This is a genomic window from Claveliimonas bilis (genome assembly GCF_030296775.1).
GTDB lineage: Bacteria > Bacillota > Clostridia > Lachnospirales > Lachnospiraceae > Claveliimonas > Claveliimonas bilis.
In genome coordinates, this window is sequence record NZ_AP027742.1 from 764,485 (window position 1) to 783,655 (window position 19,171).

Below are 19,171 nucleotides of genomic sequence, written 5' to 3' on the forward strand. Positions count from 1 at the left end.
GATGCCATGGGAACAGTTGTAAGGCGCAATGAAAGAAGCTGGGCAATTGAGATTATCTCCCAGATCAACGGAATGCTGAAGAGGCTCAATATCCGCATCCGCAAGGCAGGCGGAGAAAGCACGCTGTCTGTCAATAAAAAAAGTATGTTCCCTGATGTGCTTCTGTACGCTGATGAGGCACAGATGAAGATCCTACAGGGCTGGGAGCTGAAAATGCCGGATGTACTTATTACAGATGAAGCGTTTATCAAAGATGCGGCCCGAAAGGCGGAAGCGCTTGGCCTTAACAGTTTCGTACTCTGGAATTTTACCTACGGGAAACTTTATACACGAGATGAAGATGGAGAATTTACGGAAAAAAAGACCTGGGATGCCACAAGTTATATCCGGACAAGGGAGGATGTCTACACTTTCCGGCAGGAATGGCTTTTCGTGCTGGAGGAGATCATCCTGACGGTAAACGAGTACCTTGTAAGCGGGGATATTTCGGCGGTATCCATTACAGAAGTCCTTTCCGATAATCTGATCACCCGTCTGATCCGGAGAAACAAAGCCATGACGGCGGAGTATATGGAGGACAGCGCCCGGCGCGATATGAAGATGGAAGTTCAGCTGAAGCTGTGGTGGAACGCCTTCCGGGAAGAGTATGACAACGATGAGAAGGATATGTACCAGGCGTATGCCAAGACAGTCCTTCTGAACTGGGCAAACCGTATTCTCTTTGCCAATCTGATCCGGCGGTATCACAACTGTGCTGATCTGATCGGCAGTATCGACGAGACTTCTGTTCCGGAGGAAGGAAATGCGATTATTCGAAGCATTACGGAGCAGGGAGATTTTTATAATGTATTCCGCCAGATGGAATACAATGACCGGATTCCGGAGGATACATGGATCGATCTTGTGGACTATAATCAGTTTCTTTACACCAACCGGATCGAGCGCATTGACCAGAGCGTCCTTCAGAACGTGCTGGAGCACACGGTCCATGTGGCAAAAAGGGAGATAAGAGGACAGTATGCAACTCCTTATTCATTGGCGGATCTTCTGTGTCAGATCACGGTGCGTAACTGGATGGCGCCGTGCGCCGATCTGTGCGCGGGGACGGGAACCATTGCAAAAGCTGTCATTCAAAATAAACTGAAAAGGAATCCTGATCCGAAAGTAGCGCTGGATACTACATGGATTTCGGATAAATATGCCTATCCGCTGCAGATTGCCAATATAGCCCTCACCAGCATTGAAATGCTGGATACGCCCATTAATCTGTTTCAGAAAAATGTATTTGAACTTAAGACAGGCGATGATGTCGTGCTGAAAAGTCCGACGGACGGGTCTGACATTATAAGGCAGCTCCCTCCTTTTCATGCGGTTGTGTCGAACCTGCCTTTTGTAAAATACAATAAGCGTGCGCTGGATGAAGAGGAATATATTCAGAAGATACGGCAGTCCGTGTGGAATCATACAGGGATCACCTTTACGTCAGGAAAGGAAGATCTGTATATTTATATGCCCTTCCAGTTGTATGGACTTCTGGAGCAAAACGGGCGTCTGGGAATTATTTTATCTAATTCCTGGCTGGGGACAGACGTAGGAAACCGGTTTTTTCACGCGCTGCTCCATTATTACCATATGGAAACAGTGGTGCTTAGCAACAGCGGAAAGTGGTTTGAAAATGCAGAGGTAGTCGCCACGATGGTTGTGCTGCAAAAGAAAGAGATCGCGCCGCCTTCTTCTGATGAGAGGATCCGCTTCTGTCTTCTTAACAGGGAGGTCCGAAAGCTTAGCGCGGAAGAGATGGAAACGGTTGTGGCAAGTATTGTTGTAGGGCGTGAACTGGAAAAGAATCTTCTGAGTATGACAGAATACGGTCTGGAAGAGATCGAGATGATCCAGAGCAGCGGGATTACCTTAAACGCTCTGTTCCATCAGCTGACATGGCTTGGAGAACTCCGCAGGCATCTGATCCCGGTAAAAGAACTTCTGGAAGTGAAAAGAGGAGAGCGCCGGGGATGGAATGACCTGTTTTATCCGAAAGATATTGAGAAAGTGGAAGAAGAATACCGAAGACCGGTATTGAAAAGGCCGGCTTCTTTAAAGTCTTATATGGCATATGCAGATACCGGGGCCTTTTGCTGTCACAGGTCCAAAGAAGAGTTAAGGCAGATGGGGCACAGTGGAGCTCTCAAGTGGATAGAAAAATTTGAAAATATCAGAAACGGCACAGGAAAGCTGCTTCCTGATGCACTGAAGCGGCCCGGCGGGTTCTGGTATGAAATGGAAGATGATACGAAGGCGGAGTTTGTAACAGCTCTTAATCCGGATAAAAGGCTGTTTGTAGCCAGGTTCCCGGAGGAAACCTTCGTGGACCAGCGTTTTACAAGGATGATCCGCCGAAGGGAAGGGGTGTCGGCAGATCTGATCCATGCCCTGCTGAATTCGGTGTACGGTATGTTTGCCATAGAGGCGATCGGATTCGGCAGAGGACTTGGTGTGCTGGATGCAAGCAGCACAAGGCTGAAACAGATGTATATGATAGATCCGGCGGATATAAGCGCGGAAGACGAGAAGGAGATCATCCGGCTTTTTGAGCGGATCCGTGACAGAGATGTGCTGGATACAAAAGAAGAGCTGCAGGACCCCGGACGCAGGGAATTTGACAGGAAGGTACTGGAGTCCATCGGATGCGGACATCTCTATGACAAGATCAGAGAGTCCCTTTTGTCCATGCAGAGAACCCGTCATACAGTGTTGTAAAGAGGTATGAAAGCAAGATGAAGATAAAGTGTATTGCCCTTGATCTGGACGGTACGGTTCTGGATGGAAGGGGCGAGCTAAGTCAGGGGAATAAAGAGGCGCTGGAAGAGGCAGCGGCCCGGGGAATAGAGGTCGTCGTCGCAAGCGGCAGGTCCCTTCATTCTCTTCCGGAAGAGATCACGGCGCTTTTGCAGATCCGATATGCAATCACATCCAATGGCGCTGCCGTTTATGATCTGAAGACAGGGGAATGTCTTAAGAAATGCTATTTGACGCCGGAGTCTGTGGAAAGGATCCTTCGCTGTACGGAAGGGGAGCCGGTTGTGTTTGAGGCATTTATCGATGGGAAGCCCTATGCACAGAGAGAATACACGGAAGAGCCGATGCGCTTCGGCGCTTCCAGCCATGCAGTTTCTTATATACAGAGGACACGGATCCCTGTGGAGGATATGCGGGCGTTTTTAAAAGAGCATGAAACCAAGCTGGAGAGTATTGATATTGTTGTCCGGGAAAAGGCCCTGAAACATCAAATGTGGAAAATGCTGGAGGAGAAGGTGGAAAATGTGTATATTACTTCGTCCGTTCCTCAGCTTCTTGAGATTTCCCACCTGGATTCCGGAAAGGAGAAGGCGGCCGGCTTTCTCCTGGAATATCTGGGCCTTAAAAGAGAGGAGCTTGCCGCTTTTGGAGACGGGGATAACGACAGTGCTCTCCTGGAATTTGCCGGTGTTGGAATTGCCATGGCAAATGCTTCCGAAACATGCCGGGAAAAGGCGGACCGGCTTACGTTGTCTAATGATGAGGATGGAGTGGCGGTGGGAATCCGCAGAATTTTTTCTTCTGGTTTTGATTTTTATGAAAGAGCCGGGATTGTCTGCAGAAGTATCCCTTATGGAAAAGCAGCGACTTATGGCCAGATCGCTCTCCTTTGCGGGAAGCCGGGAAACGCCCGGCAGGTTGGTTATGCCCTGAACAAAGGCAGGCTGGGGGAGGATATTCCGGCTCACCGGGTAGTAAACAGCAAAGGGATACTAAGCGGTGCGGCGGCTTTTGATACTTTTGACATGCAGAAGATGCTTCTTCAGGGAGAAGGAGTAAAAGTCGAAAGAACAGAAGACGGCTGGAAGATCGATCTGAAAAAGTACGGCTGGAAAACGACGCTGGAGGATGCAAAGCGGTTTCGGCAGATATTTGAGGAGAAGGGAATCTGATTTGAGAAAATCAGATTTTTTTCTTGCATTTAAAAGGGAAATATGTTAACTTATTAGTCACAGAAAGCAGTTCTGCTGTTCTAAATGATCATTTTTATTTTCAGTCAGGCGTTTCGCCAAATGATACCAGATGTGAGAGAAATTTTGAGACAGGATCTTAGAAAAAGGAGGAAAGATATTGTCAGGGAAAGGGAAAAGAATATTGTTTTTGGGAGCGCTGGCTATGGCGGCGCTTCTGTTTCCGGCTGTGACCGATACAGTCCCCGAAATGCAGGCGGCCGGTATGGGAGACACTTATACAGTGACTGCCAGTGATTTCCGCTATAATACCAGGGAAATGCCGGTGGGATATTTTGAACTCAGCAATGGGAAAATGGCGTTCTGCGCCTGTCATGAGGCGAAACCGCCTTCCAAGGGAACAGCGATGACTGTGACCGCTGTTTATACTGCCGAAAACAAAGGAAATGAGCTTTTGAGAAAGGTTTATTACTATGGATTTAAAGGCCCCGGCGACGTGGGAGCATCCTATGGCGAGACTTCGCTTGCAGGCTCTGTGGCTAACGGACACATGGATGTGGACGATACCGGCGAGAGCGATGTGGGACATGGAAAGGCGTTCATCAGCCGGATTTCCAATTTAAGTCCGGCGCCCAAAGGTTTTAATGTGTACAAGATCAGCACGGGAAACAGCGCTTATCAGGATCTGACCTTCTGGGATTACCGTCCGGAAGGGAAACTGACTTTGATGAAAACATCAGGCAACAGGGGAATTTCCGGGACGGGAAGCGCCTACAGTCTGAAAGGCGCAGTATACGGAGTCTATACAGATGAGGCCTGTACCAAAAAGGCAGGAGAGCTGCAGACAGATGAGGAAGGAAAGAGCAATACACTGACGCTGGCTGCAGGGACATATTATGTGAAAGAACTGAAAGCGTCTCCGGGCTATGGACTGGATAAGCGTATCTATAAGGTTCAGGTGACATCTCAGGGAAACGAATCCCTGCAGGTGGAAGAACAGCCCCAGTACCAGAAGATGGATCTTCTGGCGGTAAAATACGACAGTGAAAAGGAGCTGGAAAAAGAAGGAGGCTGGGAAATCGGCACGCCCCAGGGGGCAGCAAGCCTTGGCGGAGCGGAATTTACCTGCAGATTTTACGGCGGATTTTATGATACGCTGCAGGAGCTGCAGGGGAAAAGTCCGCTGAAAACCTGGGTATTTCGAAGCGGGGAGGACGGCAGAGTTTATTTCAGGGAAGAAGATCTGATAAGAGGAGACTCCTTCTGGAGCGATGCAAAGGGGAACCCCATCCTGCCTCTTGGAACAGTGACAATTGAGGAAACGGCGGCGCCGGAAGGATATAACAGAAACGAGGAGATTTTTATACGGAAGATCACATCGGAAGGAAGCGGGGAAACCGTGCAGACATACCAAAGAACGGAAGTGCCGGAAGACATCATAAGGGGCGACCTGGAACTGATCAAGGTATATCAGCCGGAAGATGAAAAGGAAGACACCCTGCAGGGAATTGAAGGAGTGGTCTTTTCTATCACATCAAAAACAACGGGAAAAGAGGTTATGCGCATCCGGACAGATGAAAAGGGCCGGGCAGATACAAAAAGCAAAGACCACCCCAGAGGAGGACTTGTCTATGATACCTATATTGTGAAAGAAGTGAAAACGCCGGAAGGATATAATGCAGTCAGGCCTTTTGAAGTGACGATACAGCAGGAAAATACGGTGGTTGGCGGTGTCTATAAACAGGATACCCTGATCAGCAGCGCTATACAGGTTCAGAAGATCGACAGAGGAACAGGAAAGGTTATACCAAGAGCCGGAGCTAAGTTTCAGCTGCTGGATGAAAAGAAACAGAAAATTACCATGACGACCTATTATCCTTCAGTGCGGGAATATGATACCTTTACTACGGATGAGGACGGAAGATTTACATTTCCGTCAAAGCTGGGTTATGGTACTTACTATCTGAGAGAAGTGAAAGCGCCGGAAGGCTATCTTCTGAACAAAGAGGATATAAAATTTACTGTTTCAGAGGATCTGGACTGGGGAAAACCTCTTATCATCTCCTGTGCAGATGACAACGCCATGGGAAGGATCAGTCTGAAAAAATACGAGAAAGATACGAAAGAATATTTGGAGGGAGCGGTATATGAAGTGAGAGCGGCGGAGGATATCGCGACGCCTGACGGGACCAGACGCTTCCAAAAAGGAGAACTGGCAGATACCATTACCACATCAAAAGAGGGTCCTGTGTTCAGTAAAAATCTCTGGCTGGGCGAGTATATTTTAAAGGAGATAAAGCAGCCGGAGGGCTATGTGCTGGATCCCAAGGAATATAAGGTCAGCCTGAAATACAAAGATCAGGAAACGGCGGTAGTTACAGAAGAAAAAACGGTGTACGATGTCCCGTCCACATTGATCATAGAAAAATATAAAAAAGGGGAGGAAGATATAAAGCTTCCGGAAGTAAGCTTCCAGATATGGCCTGAAAATAGGCCCCAGGAGAAGGCAACTTATACGACGGATCAGGAAGGCAGGATCACCGTAAAATATATGATGCCGGATACGGTATATTGCATTCAGGAGATAAAGCCGCTGCCGGGATATCTTCCGGATGAGAAGATCCATACGGTAAAAACGGACAGGAAAGGGCAGGTGGAAGGAGGAGAGATTTATACGCTCCGTCTGGAAAATGACTGTACAAAATACAAGATCAGCAAGCAGGACATTACTACCGGGCAGGAGATCAAAGGAGCGAAAATGACCCTCTATCTGCTGGAGGAGGACGGAAGCCGGACAGAAACTGAAAGCTGGACTTCCGGGGATGAACCATATTATATTGAGGAACTGATCGTGGGCCGGACATATGTATTGGAGGAAACGGTGGCGCCGGACGGGTATCTCCAGGCACAGGAGATCACATTTACGGTTCCTGAAAGCGGCGAGATACAGACAGTAATTATGAAAGATGAAAATGCTATGGGAAAAATCTCCATCAGTAAGCTGGAGGCAGGAGAAGAAGAGATTTTCCTGTCGGACACCGTTTTTGAGATCCGGGCAGCAGAGGACATTATAACACCGGAAGGAACGGTACGGCTGAAGGAAGGCGAGCTTGCGGATACCATTACAACGGAAGGAGAAGCGGCGCAGTCCAGGGAATTATTTCTGGGAAAATATACGGTAAAGGAAGTAAAGCAGACGCCGGGCTATGTGCTGGATGACAGGGAATATGAAGCCAGCCTTACATACAAAGACCAGCATACGGCCCTTGTGACGGAAAACCTGGAAATTTTCAATGAGCCGACGAAGCTCCATATCTGTAAAAAAGATGCCGGCAGCGGAAAAATGCTGGAAGGCGCCAGACTTAAGCTGGAAAAGAGAAAGGAGGATGGAAGCCGAAGCACAATTGCACAGTGGATATCCGGAAAGGTGCCACAGGAATTTGAACGGCTGGTTCCGGGACAGTATATTCTGACGGAAGAGGAGGCGCCGAACGGATATGAAATTGCCGAAGAAATTGTCTTTACTCTGGAAGAAACCGCAGAAGTACAGACTGTGGATATGCTGGATCAAAAGCGGGCAGAGACAGTCAAGACAGGAGATAATTCTCTGATCGTAAGCAGGGCTTTGCTGCTTGCGTTGGCGGCGCTGCTGGCAGGCTGGGTGCTGTGGAGAAGAGACAGAGAGGAAGAGTAAAAAGAAAGATCGACGGTGAAAAAGGGAGGACTCTGATACAAAGAGTTCTCTCTTTTTGTGCGATACACCCGGATGGTGACCGCTGTCCCTGACCGATCGGAGGGGAATATAACAAAAACAAACAAAATATGAAAATAGATACATTGCGAAGAAAAAACAGGGAGAATAAAATCAGGATAACATGACATCATGATGTCGCAAAACTTGAAAGTAAGGAGCAGAGCCTTGGGAAGAGAGAAGCCATATTATCAGCAGGTGAGAGATGATATCAGAGAAAAAATTAAACAGGGCCATTACCGGCAGGGGCAATATCTTCCCTGTGAACAGAAGCTGGAAAAGGAGTACGGAGTCAGCAGGACAACAGTGAGAAGCGCCATCAGCGAGTTGGTGCAGGACGGTTATTTGTATATTGTCAGAGGGAAGGGGACCAAGGTGGCATATTCCAAACTGATGGACAATAACCCCAGTCTCCTAAGTTTTACTGAGATTTTGAAAAGTCACGGGTACGAGTCGCAGATGATAGAAAGAACAATAGATGTCATAAAAGCGGATGACAATCTTTCCGGGAAACTGGGGCTGCAGCAGGGGGAAGAGATTATCCATATCTATCGTGTGAGAGGGACAGACAATGAACCGATTTCTGTTAACCACTCTTATTTTCCTAAAAAACTGTTCCGGGGAAAAGAGATTCCGCTGCTTCTTGAAGGGGATTCCATGTATGAAAATCTGCAAAAATATTTCCACATTGTTATTACAGAGATTCGTGAGGAAATATGGGCTATATCGGCAGGAAAAAAGTACGCGGAAATACTGGATGTAAGCAGGCAGGCTCCGCTGCTTGCTTTTGAGAGAGAATCCTTTGACCAGGAAGGAAATCTGATAGAGTACAGTGAGGTGGTGTATCGGTCTGACAGATACAAACATGCAGTCGCAATGAGAAAAAAATAAAGAAAAAATAATGAAAGGCGAGGAGTGAAGATGTATGAAAAAGGCAAAAAGAGCGGTTGTCATAGGAGATGTCTTTGTCGATATGATTTCCGAAATTGAGGGGTTTCCAGAGCGGGGCGGAAGGACATATGGAGTTCCCTTTGGAAGAAGCGAAGGCGGAACGGCAGGGAATATAGCCGCCGGGCTGTCAGCTCTTGGAATGGATACGGCAATTATAGCCGGTATAGGGGAAGACGAGTCGGGAGAATTTCTCTTAAAGGGCCTGGAACAAATCGGAGTAGATGTAAGCTGGATCCGGCCAAAATCGGGACTGCATTCAGGGACTACTGCGATTTTTACGGACCTTCAGGGTGAAAGGGATATTTATATGCTGGTAAGAGGATCGGCATTTGAAAAACTGGAGACAGAAGATTTTGCCTGTCTGGAAGAAATACAGCCGGATATCCTGTGCCTGACAGGAGTTCTTGCGGGAATCTGTCCGGCACAGGAGGCTGTTGTGGAAGCAGCACGGAAATGGAAGGGAAAAGCAGAACTGTACTTTGATCCCAACTTATGCTATCCGGCAGACAAGGTTCCTCCAAAAGTAAAAGAAGGCACCTGTCAGATAGCGGATCTGTGCGATGTTGTACTGACTGGTGAAACGGAAATGAAAGCACTTGGCCTGACCCCGAAAGAAGGACAGTCTTATGTGATCAAATGCGGAGGACAAGGCTCCAGGCTGATGAACGACCGGCAGGAAATCGTTTTTCAAATTCCGGCAACACGTCATAGACCGGTGGATACAACAGGAGCGGGAGATACTTATATGGCTGCTTTCGTGGCGGCGCGGGCACAGGGGAAAACTATGGAAGACGCTATGAAATATGCATCGGTAGCAGCAGGAATCTCTGTAACAAAAAAAGGAGCCAGAAATATGCCTTCGTTATCTGAGATTGAAAAGGGTATAGAGGAATATAAGTAATCAGGAAAAACATGCAGCAGACAAAGGAGGAAGAATTATGAAAGACTGGAACACCTATTTTTTCCCGCAGGAGGTAATGGAACAGGCGGAAGCGATCAGAAACTGTACAGAGGAGCTGAAAGGACAGATTGAGCATATTGCAGACATCTGTCGGAATGTACGGAAGATCCATATTGTGGGATCCGGGGACTGTTATTTTATCAGCCTGGCGGCTGCAGAGGCGTTTCGCCAGCTGACCGGGACAGAAGCTATGGGATATGAGGCCTATGACTATTTTCTGGAAAAACCCGAGGTAAATCCCGAGACGATGGTGATCTTATTCAGTTCTTCGGGGAAATCGCTCTATGTACGCAAGGCACTGGATTATGTAAAAGAATGTCAGGGAATCTCAGTAGGAGTAACAAATCATAAGGAAAGTCCGCTGGGAATGGAAAGCAGTGAGGTACTTCTTACAGCAGCGATCGGAGTGTCCAGAACATTTCCTACCAAAACAACAACAAGCTCTCTTGCGCTGATGTATTCCCTGGCTTTTGAGCTGGCAAAAGAAAAGGGAAAGATTACGGAGGAGGAAAGGGCGAACCTGCAAAGGGAGATCAGAGAAGCAGTGCCCCGGATGATAGAAAGAATATACACAGAAGAGAAAGAGAAAATACAACAATCTGCTCAGAGTTTTCTGGAAGCACGGTGTTATACTTATGTAGGGAGCGGTCCTGCCAGAAGCACTGCCATGATCGGGGCAGCCAAAATCGTGGAGACTTCCAGAGGTCATGTGACATTCTGCAATGCAGAGGAATATATGCATCTCCATGGATTTTCGGTCAAAAGTCCGGATGCGGTTATTGTGATCGGAAACAATATTCTTGATCACAGAGAAAGACAGGTTGTGGAATATGCCTGCGACCAGAAGGCGAGAGTTCTGATCGTGGGGGCGGTTGCCAAAGAACAGAATTCTGAAAATGCGGTATATCTTGCGCCGTGGCTGGGAGAATTATCTCCATGGGGAGGCAGTATATGCGCAATGACGGTCCTTCATTTATTTGCCTGCGAGTTGTCGCGGCTTTCCTATAAGGATCCGGATCAGCCCCATGATGTAAATCTGAAAAAGGTAATCGACCTGTTGTACACAGGGCCGGTAGCCGGATGGCAGGCAGAGGAATAAGCATTTTGAAAAAGTCTGCAAATAAAGAGTCAAGCAGAAATTGATGAACTTTGAAAATTTTATACAGGTTGAAAAAAGAGTATCACAACAAGACCACCGCAGTGCGCTGGCCTGGAACAAAGTATGGGATTGAAATCAGCTTTCTTTGGATTCTTCCAGAGAAGCAAGGTATTCCCTTACCCGTCCGTAATAAATGCGGAGAAACTTATTGGCTCCGGCAGTCATATAGACGTAATAAGGCTTGCCTTCGGATCGTTTTTTATCCATGAAGGCATAGACCGGATCATCTATCGGAGAGCGTTTGATCAAGCCGTCCATGATCTGAAACAGTGTTTTGCGCAGGCTTGGAGAGCCTTTCTTTGAAGTGCGTACACTTTTCTGGTTACGTTTGCCGGAATCGTTCTTACCCGGATCGACACCGGCGAAAGCGGTAAGCGCTTCTCTGTGAGTGAAACGGGTAACGTCTCCAATCTCAGCCATAAGCTGGGGGCCAAGTGAGGGACCGACACCGTTCATTGCCATAATAACCGGATATTCCGGGAGCGTGGCGGCAGTCTGATCCATCTTAAGGCGGAGAGCCTCCACTGTCTGAGAAGCCGTGTTCAGCATCGTGACAGCCTGCCGTATCAGCGTTTTTGTGCTGTCATCTTTCGGAAATACGGCGATCAGGTCAGAAGAGCTCTGATAGATCTTTTCTGCCTTTGAGGCACTGAAGTTATAACCGTTGCGTTTGCACCACTTCTGGTAATGCTCCGTAAAGGCTTGCAGAGACTTGCAGCGTACACAATCCACATGCCAGTAGGTGTAGACAAAGTCCACCCATTTCTGGGAGCCGTCACTGCGGGCAGGGCTGTCAAAGAAGTCATTGGCACCGGGATAGGTTTGATCCAGAAGGGAAATGAGATTGTTTTTCATAGCAGTTTTCTGGTCTATATAAAAACCAAACTGCCGATTCATTGTTTTGAGTTGATTGCGTGTTTTATCCATACTTCCATATTGCTTCAGTTTTGCCCAGCGGTCAAGAGCATAACGGGCGATTTTTTTAGAATCCGCTTTGTCTGTCTTTGGAGCACGGAGAGAGTCATCCCCGAAATCCCTGATCAGGATGGGATTGACAGTGCTGACAAAGATGCCTGCGTCAGAGAGCCAGTTAGCGACCGGTTCATAGTATCTTCCGGTGTGTTCCATGCAGGCTTTGGTTTCGCCATCAAGGTTTTTGATCTGCTCAATAAGAGCGTTGATAGCGGACTGGGTGTGTGGAATATCGCAGGGTGGCATAAGGACCACATCTCCGGGCCTGCGGATGGTGACAGTACTTTTACCTTTGGAAACATCGATACCAACAGCGTTCATGATAAAGACTCCTTTGAAATGAATTAGCAATGGTCAATACCAGATTTACTCATTGCCCATTCAATCTACTGGGGATATCACACGAACGAGAAAGTTCAACCTGCGTAAAACGAATGCTGCGAATGAGTGCTGGTTGGCTGACTTTTTTACGGACGTTAAGTCCTAGGAGGTAGTGGCCAGACCCATTGCCATACTCATTCTAACAGCTTAAGCAACAAGATGGATAATTCCTTACTGGATGTAAGGGGTATTAACCATAAATATATTGTAGTAGGAGGAAGAAATGTTTCGAAAAATATTTCAAAATAAAAAACCGGTAATCGGAATGGTGCATTTAAAGGCACTGCCGGGAACTCCGGCCTGCAGTCTAAGCTGGGAGAAGATTCTGGATCTGGCGCTGCATGATGTAGAAGAGCTGTGTGCGGGAGGAGTGGACGGAATACAGGTTGAGAATCAATTTGACCGGCCGTTTCTGAAACCAGAGGATATGGGGCCGGAGACAGCAGCGTTTCTTACAGCGGCAGGATGCGCTATCAGGCAGCGTTTTCCCGAGATTCCTATGGGGATGAATGTTCATTTAAACGGTGGCATGCATGCGTTGGCGGCAGCGAAAGCATCAGGAGCCTCCTGGGTCAGAGTCTTTAATCTGGCCAACGGTTATATTTCAAACAGCGGTTATGTGGATGCGGCAGGACCGAAGATCATGCGTTACCGGCGTCTGATCGATGCACAGGATATTATGATATTCGGAGATTTTCAGGTGAAACACGGAAGCCATGCGATTACTTCGGACCGTACACTGGAAGAAAAGGCGAAAGATATAGAAGAAAGCATGGCGGATGCCGCGGTGATCACAGGAAGCAGGACCGGAAAAGCGCCGGATAAAGAGAGCATTCTGCAGGTAAAGCGGACAATTCATATTCCGCTTTTGGCAGGAAGTGGATTAAATGTCAAAAATGTAGCTGAACTTTGGGGGATGCTGGACGGTGCAATTGTTGGAAGCAGTTTTAAAAAGGACGGTGATCTGTCAGCTCCTGTGGAACGGGAACTGGTAGAAGAATTTGTCAAAGAAATCCCGTCTTGACAAGAAAGACATAAAACATCAAAAGGGGCGAAAAACGATGAAAAAAATACCGGTTATGATTGTGGATGATGAGAAATTGGTATTGGAAGACTTAAGGACACTGGTTGATTGGGACGCCCTGGGATTTGAGATTATTGCCACGGCGTTTAATGGCAAGCAGGCATGGGTGAAATATAATCAATATCATCCAAGAGTTATATTTACAGATGTCAAAATGCCTTTTATGAATGGTCTTGAATTGATCAGGAAACTGCGAGAGACAGACAACGAAGTGTATATTTTTTTGCTGACGGCATACGAAGATTTTTCTTATGCGAAAACAGCCATTCAGTATGGGGTAAGAGACTATGTGATAAAGAGTACTCTGGATGAAAAGACATTTACAGAACTTCTGAAAAAGCTGTATCGGACGATAGAGGATCAGGGAAAATGGAAGGATATTGTAAAAGAAAAAGCGATATCCGAGTTTTTGGAAGTGCCTGATCTTCAGGAAGCGGATCTTCCTAAGGTTCTCAAAGGAAAGGCGTATGGATATCTGCTGGTAGAGCAGGATATGCCGATCCGTCTGCCGGGGGATCCATTGGAAGACAGCCTTATGTGTTCCCGAAAAGAGATTGCCTCTGCCATCCTCAAAGAAGAAACAGCAGAGTATGAGCTGATCGTCAGCTATTCACCGGATAACCGGATTCTGGCTGTTATGGATATTCCGGCTCTGTCACAGAAAAATGTGACAGAAATACTTTATAAATATGCAAAACAGATTCAGGACAGGCTGAAGGAAACGTTTCACTGCTCCTTTACGATTTACGTAGTGGATTATAAAATGAGCCTTCCTGAATTAAAAAGATGTGAAGAAAAATATCAGTCTGTGTTCCGGAAAAAATATTTTACAGGATGCGGGCAGATTATTCATCTGACAGATACAAAGGTGCGGACAAATGAAAAAACGATGCCTGTGATCGTAGAAACCGAATATTTTCAGGATATGATCAACAGAAGGAATGCAGAAGAGGTGAGGAAATATCTACAGGAGATTTTCCGGAAAATCTGTGAGGCAGAAGACGATAGAAGCCTAAAAAGTGTTTCGAGAGATTTCTATGAAATCCTGAGAAGAAATAACAGGCAGCTTCCGGACTACATGGAACGTCAGGACATAGGAACAGAGAAAAACTGGGACAGATGGCTGGACGGCATACGTCTGGAAGAGTGGTTTGAAGTTTCCTTCCTTCTGCTTATCCACGCAAGAGAAAAGGTTCACTTCAATGAATATTCCCGTCCGGTAGTGAAGGTAATGGAATACATTTCAAAATACTACGGGAAACATGATCTGACGATACGGGAAATTGCAGAAACAGTACATTTGAGTTCCGGTCATTTATGCAGTCTTTTTAAAAGAGAAACCGGGAAAACTCTGAACAGTTACATTACGGAAATAAGGATTGAAAAGGCAAAGAGACTATTGGAGGAAGGAGACATGAGAGTGTATGAAGTATCGGCAGCAGTAGGATATCAGTCCAGTCAATATTTCAGCCAGATTTTTTTCAAACTTGTAGGTACTTATCCGACAAACTATCAAAAGGAAAAAGGGAGGCTGTCATAGGTGGAGAAAACAATCAGAGAAAAGATTTCCAATAGAATTATTGTGATCGGAATTGCGATGGGAGTTCTCTCCTGTGTAGTTTTTTATGCTTTATTTGTCCCGGGGCTGGAACAGGATGCGATCGAACGTGCGGAAAATACGAATACAGAAGTAATTTCACAAGTAGATACTCTTGTCTCCTTTGTCCAGGATTATACGGAAAATCTTGCTCTTTCGGTAGCGCAGAATGAGGAAATTCTGCGCTATTTTTCTGACCCGGAAGAGCAGAATCGAAATATTGCTTCACTGAATTTAAACAATCTGATCAGTTATGAGGGGTCTATCCGATGTGTTATGATTTCCAGCCAGAATGTACCGGTACTGGATTCTTTAAGTGAAGTAGATGAAGCGGACAGAGAACTGATTGAGACAAGCTGGTATAAAAATCTGGAAAAAGCGGAATATGGAAGAGGTGTTTCGGGAGTATACAAAGTAACAATTAATAATGCGGAAAAATATACAGCAGCATATCTGAAAAATTTTTATCATGGGAATCAGAAATATACCTACGTTGTTTTTATGGAGCTGAATGACCTGATACGAACGTTTCGTGTGCTGACAGATCACACACTGGACTATGCGGAACTGGTGGATGGAAACGGAGATGTCATTTGCTCCCAGGGAAACGAAAGATGGCAGGAAAAAGCACATGAAAATGTAGAGGGAAATCAGCAGACTGTCAGTGAAAAAGGAAACAATGGGATTCAGTTTATTGACACATCCCTGACCAGCAAATGGCAGGTGGCGTCCTATGTGGCTGACCGGACTATTTTTATGACGTTTGCCTATTATATCATTGGAGCTATGGTTGTCTTGTGCCTGTTTGTACTCGTGACTCTGGCAGTGCTTTCTAAAGTGATCGGGAAAATTATTGAGCCTATCAGTATATTATCAGCAGGAATGAAGGAAGTGGCGAAGGGAAATCTGGACTGTAGGATAGAAGAGATCCCGGATGATGAAATCGGCCTTTTGAGTGATTCTTTTAATAAAATGGCAGAGGAATTAAAAGATAGTCTCGATGTGATCGCCAGGAAGGAAAAAGAAGAGCAGCAGACAAGATTCAGCCTGCTGATCAGTCAGATCGATCCCCACTTCATCTATAATACCATCAACAGTATTAATTATCTGGCGAGGCGGGAAAGATGCAAAGATATCATTAAAGTTAATTCCGCTTTGATTTTTATTCTTCAGGACAGACTGCGGATCAATAATATAGAGTTTACAGATACCATTGAAAATGAAAAAAAGGTCATTGAGCAGTATATTGTGATCGAGCGCTATATGTACGATGGAAATCTGGAACTTATCTGGGAAATAGAAGAGGGTCTTTCCCAGGAGCAGATTCCAAAAAACATGCTCCAGCCTCTGGTGGAAAACGCTTTGTTCCATGGCTTGATCGATGAAGAAAGCGGAGAGCTGAATGGTAAAATTGTTATTCATATATCTAAAAAGGAAGAAGAGATCATTGCCAAGGTGGAGGATAACGGCATGGGAATGGATGAAGAACAGTTAAGTAAAGTGAGGCGGGAATTATACGGAAAAGCAGAAAGAGGAAAGAGCATCGGGCTTTCCAATATCAGAAAAAGACTGGAATATCTGTATGGAAGTACAGAAAGTATCAAAATTGAAAGTGAAAAGGGAAAAGGAACGTGCATTACGCTGATTTTTAAAAGCAGATACTTCATCTGAAAATAAAAAATGCATAATAAAATCTCTGAAATGCCCAAAAAAGTATACAAAATATTCAAATATCAAACAAAAAATGAAATTTGTATTAGTGTGCAATTTTTTCTGATTTCCTATAATAGAGGCATCAAAAAGAAGAGGTGTAAGAGACGGGTATGAAAAACGATTATTTATTTAAAGGAGAAGATATCTGCAAATCTTTTGGAAGCACCCAGGCTTTAAAGAATGTAACAATTACGATCAGCAGAGGAGAGATCCATGGATTAATCGGTGAGAACGGGTCTGGAAAATCTACATTTTCTTCTATCTGTGCCGGTATACAGAAGGCTGACAGTGGGAAATTGTATTTAGATGGAAAAGAATACATTCCATCCGGGACAGTAGATGCCATGGATAAAGGAGTAAGTATGGTGGTCCAGGAGCAGGGCACAGTAGGAAAGATCAGTGCCTCTGCCAATATATTTTTCGGAAAAGAGGCGATGTTTGTAAAAGGCGGAGTGCTGAATGTCCGGAAAATGAATCAGGAAGCTTCCAGAGTACTAAATGATATGGGGATTACTCATATTGATCCTCAGGTAATGATTGATACGCTTACATTTGAGGACAGAAAACTGATCGAGCTTGCCAGAGCACTTTATACTTCCCCGAAACTCTGGATTGTAGACGAGACAACAACCGCACTGACTGTAAATGGGCGTGATATCCTTTACAGTCTCATGAACAGGATAAAGGAGGAGGGCGGCTCCGTACTGTTTATTTCTCATGATATTGACGAGATCATGAATATGTGCGACGCGCTTACGATCTTAAGAGACGGTGTCATGACAGCGACATTGGAAAAAAGTGAGTTTGAAGAAGACAAGATCAAACAGCTGATGATCGGAAGAGAGATGTCAGGCCATTATTACAGGGAGGACACCGAGGAAAGTATCGGGGAAGAGGTGGTTCTGGAAGCACAGAATATTACAGGCGGAGTACTGAAAAACGTGTCCGTGTCTCTGCACCGGGGAGAAATCCTGGGGGTAGGAGGCTTAAGCGACTGCGGAATGCATGACCTTGGAAGAGTCATGTTTGGTCTGACAAAGCCGGATATCGGAAAGGTGCAGAAAGGAAAAGGAGAAAAAGTAAAAAATGCGAAATGGGCTGTCGAGCATGGCATTGCCTATATTTCCAAAAACCGGGACAGAGAGGCAATGATGACTTTATGCGGCATTAAAGATAATATTTGTCTGCCGTCATTAAAACAGCTGGCAAAAGGTGGATTCATTCTGAAGAAAAGTGAAAGAAACCTTTCGTCTAAGTGGGCAGAAAATATGGAGGTAAAGGCAAATTCTGTAGAGCAGTTCTGCAATACCTTAAGCGGTGGAAACAAGCAGAAAGTCGTACTGGCTAAATGGCTTGCAAAAGGCTCCGATATTATGATCATGGACTGCCCTACCAGAGGGATCGATATTGGTACAAAGGCATCGATCTATCAGCTGATCGAACAGCTGAAGAAAGAAGGAAAATCAATCCTGCTTATTTCGGAAGAACTGCCGGAACTGATTGGTATGAGTGACAGAATCGTGATCCTGAAAGACGGTGTACTCTCGGGAGAGTTTTACCGGTCAGAGGGACTCACAGAAGCAAAGCTGATTCAGAAAATGATTTAGGGGAAGGCAGAGGATTATGAAAAGTATAAGTGCAAAAATGCAGGGAAAAGATTTTATTCGTAACTATTTTTCGTTTATCGGACTGATACTGGTTGTAATAGTTTTTCATGTGCTGACAGAGGGAAGCCTGATCAGTTCGAGAAATATGATGAACATTTTTAATAATTTCTTCAGCATCGGTCTTGGAGCCATCGGTGTCATGTTCCTTATGTCCCTTGGAGAGCTGGATTTATCAGTGGGGGCAATTATGGGATTTGCTTCGGCCATGGGAGCATTTTCAGCCCAGGTTCATGTGGCGCTTATCATTCCTGTGTGTCTTTTGACAGGACTGGCGATCGGAGCGCTGAATGGAGTTATGATTTCCAGGCTGAAGGTAGAATCTTTTATCGGAACGCTGGCGATGTCTTTTATTGCAAGGGGACTGACTACATATTTTTTGAACGGAACAGTGGGAATCCCTCTGACACAGCGCATGTTCGATCAAAGCTATGTGAAGATCGCTGTATTTCTTGTTGTGGCAATTGTATTCTATCTGTTGTTTGAATACAGGGCTTACGGAAAACAGTGCAGGGCGATCGGAGCATCGGCGGAAGCGGCAAGACAGTCCGGCGTCAATGTAGAACGGGTCAGATTTCTGGCATTTGCAATATCCGGATTACTGTGTGGGCTGGCAGGATTTTTCAGCCTGGTCAGAACCTGTACCGCTTCTTCCAGTACGGGAGAGGCCTTCGAATTTGAAGTGCTGCTGGCAGTACTTTTCGGAGGAATGCCATTGTCCGGAGGATGGTCTGTAAAATTCCGGGCAGCTATTGTGGGAAGTATCGCAATGGCAGTTATGCAGAACGGAATGTCATTGATGGGCATTGACGGACTGACACAGCAGATCGTGGAAGGCGTTATTCTGATCATCGTTGTAGTGATTTCCTTTGACAGGAGAAATACAGTTGTTATTAAGTAAAGCAGATGAATTTTACAGGGGCGCTTCCCCTGTGAAAATAAAAAAAGAAAA

At 45.8% G+C, this 19,171-nt stretch carries 12 protein-coding genes and 1 pseudogene; 12 read left to right on the forward strand and 1 reads right to left on the reverse strand.

What is annotated here, in order from left to right:
• Positions 1–6 precede the first annotated feature (6 nt).
• From R2J37_RS03610 to R2J37_RS03640, 7 genes and pseudogenes are all read left to right on the forward strand, one after another.
• A complete protein-coding gene (locus R2J37_RS03610; protein ID WP_316266238.1) occupies positions 7–2,757 on the forward strand; it encodes an N-6 DNA methylase in 2,751 nt (916 codons plus the stop codon).
• Positions 2,758–2,774: 17 nt separating this feature from the next.
• Positions 2,775–3,515 (forward strand): annotated as a pseudogene (locus tag R2J37_RS15180) (Cof-type HAD-IIB family hydrolase); the annotation flags it as partial.
• Between the two features lie 72 nt (positions 3,516–3,587).
• The gene (locus R2J37_RS15185; RefSeq protein ID WP_230107551.1) at positions 3,588–3,968 is read left to right on the forward strand and encodes an MGMT family protein; all 381 of its coding nucleotides are present in this window, start codon (positions 3,588–3,590) and stop codon (positions 3,966–3,968) included.
• Between the two features lie 178 nt (positions 3,969–4,146).
• Positions 4,147–7,680: a SpaA isopeptide-forming pilin-related protein gene (locus R2J37_RS03625; protein ID WP_316266239.1), complete on the forward strand. Its 3,534-nt coding sequence runs from the start codon at positions 4,147–4,149 to the stop codon at positions 7,678–7,680.
• A gap of 225 nt (positions 7,681–7,905) precedes the next feature.
• A complete protein-coding gene (locus R2J37_RS03630) occupies positions 7,906–8,628 on the forward strand; it encodes a GntR family transcriptional regulator (protein ID WP_316266240.1) in 723 nt (240 codons plus the stop codon).
• Between the two features lie 34 nt (positions 8,629–8,662).
• Positions 8,663–9,589 carry a carbohydrate kinase family protein gene (locus R2J37_RS03635; RefSeq protein ID WP_316266241.1) on the forward strand — a complete coding sequence of 309 codons (927 nt, stop codon included), beginning with the start codon at positions 8,663–8,665 and terminating at the stop codon, positions 9,587–9,589.
• 37 nt (positions 9,590–9,626) lie between these two features.
• Positions 9,627–10,748: an SIS domain-containing protein gene (locus R2J37_RS03640; protein WP_316266242.1), complete on the forward strand. Its 1,122-nt coding sequence runs from the start codon at positions 9,627–9,629 to the stop codon at positions 10,746–10,748.
• A 135-nt stretch (positions 10,749–10,883) separates the two neighbouring features.
• Here R2J37_RS03640 and R2J37_RS03645 read toward each other — a convergent pair whose 3' ends face one another.
• On the reverse strand, positions 10,884–12,101 hold the full coding sequence (locus R2J37_RS03645) for an IS110 family RNA-guided transposase (RefSeq protein WP_230105378.1): 1,218 nt from the start codon (positions 12,099–12,101) through the stop codon (positions 10,884–10,886).
• Between the two features lie 283 nt (positions 12,102–12,384).
• On the opposite strand from R2J37_RS03645, the gene R2J37_RS03650 reads away from it, so the two are divergent.
• The 5 genes from R2J37_RS03650 (at position 12,385) to R2J37_RS03670 (ending at position 19,120) form a co-directional block, all read left to right on the forward strand.
• Positions 12,385–13,185, forward strand: a complete 801-nt coding sequence (locus tag R2J37_RS03650) for a BtpA/SgcQ family protein (protein WP_316266243.1) — start codon at positions 12,385–12,387, stop codon at positions 13,183–13,185.
• Between the two features lie 37 nt (positions 13,186–13,222).
• Entirely contained in the window at positions 13,223–14,785 is a 1,563-nt protein-coding gene (locus R2J37_RS03655) for a response regulator transcription factor (RefSeq protein ID WP_316266244.1), read from the forward strand.
• Positions 14,786–16,513, forward strand: coding sequence for a sensor histidine kinase (locus R2J37_RS03660; protein WP_316266245.1), 1,728 nt, complete (start codon positions 14,786–14,788; stop codon positions 16,511–16,513).
• A gap of 152 nt (positions 16,514–16,665) precedes the next feature.
• A complete protein-coding gene (locus R2J37_RS03665) occupies positions 16,666–18,162 on the forward strand; it encodes a sugar ABC transporter ATP-binding protein (RefSeq protein WP_316266246.1) in 1,497 nt (498 codons plus the stop codon).
• A gap of 16 nt (positions 18,163–18,178) precedes the next feature.
• Complete coding sequence (locus R2J37_RS03670) at positions 18,179–19,120, forward strand: ABC transporter permease (protein WP_316266247.1); 942 nt, start codon at positions 18,179–18,181, stop codon at positions 19,118–19,120.
• Positions 19,121–19,171: the final 51 nt, after the last annotated feature.

Bases quoted from the DNA above. Each gene is read 5' to 3' on its own strand.
- R2J37_RS03610 (WP_316266238.1), top strand. From the start codon at position 7: ATGGGAACAGTTGTAAGGCGCAATGAAAGAAGCTGGGCAATTGAGATT.
- R2J37_RS03650 (WP_316266243.1), top strand. From the start codon at position 12,385: ATGTTTCGAAAAATATTTCAAAATAAAAAACCGGTAATCGGAATGGTG.
- R2J37_RS03665 (WP_316266246.1), top strand. From the start codon at position 16,666: ATGAAAAACGATTATTTATTTAAAGGAGAAGATATCTGCAAATCTTTT.
- R2J37_RS03655 (WP_316266244.1), top strand. From the start codon at position 13,223: ATGAAAAAAATACCGGTTATGATTGTGGATGATGAGAAATTGGTATTG.
- R2J37_RS03645 (WP_230105378.1), bottom strand. From the start codon at position 12,101: ATGAACGCTGTTGGTATCGATGTTTCCAAAGGTAAAAGTACTGTCACC.
- R2J37_RS03640 (WP_316266242.1), top strand. From the start codon at position 9,627: ATGAAAGACTGGAACACCTATTTTTTCCCGCAGGAGGTAATGGAACAG.
- R2J37_RS03670 (WP_316266247.1), top strand. From the start codon at position 18,179: ATGAAAAGTATAAGTGCAAAAATGCAGGGAAAAGATTTTATTCGTAAC.
- R2J37_RS03635 (WP_316266241.1), top strand. From the start codon at position 8,663: ATGAAAAAGGCAAAAAGAGCGGTTGTCATAGGAGATGTCTTTGTCGAT.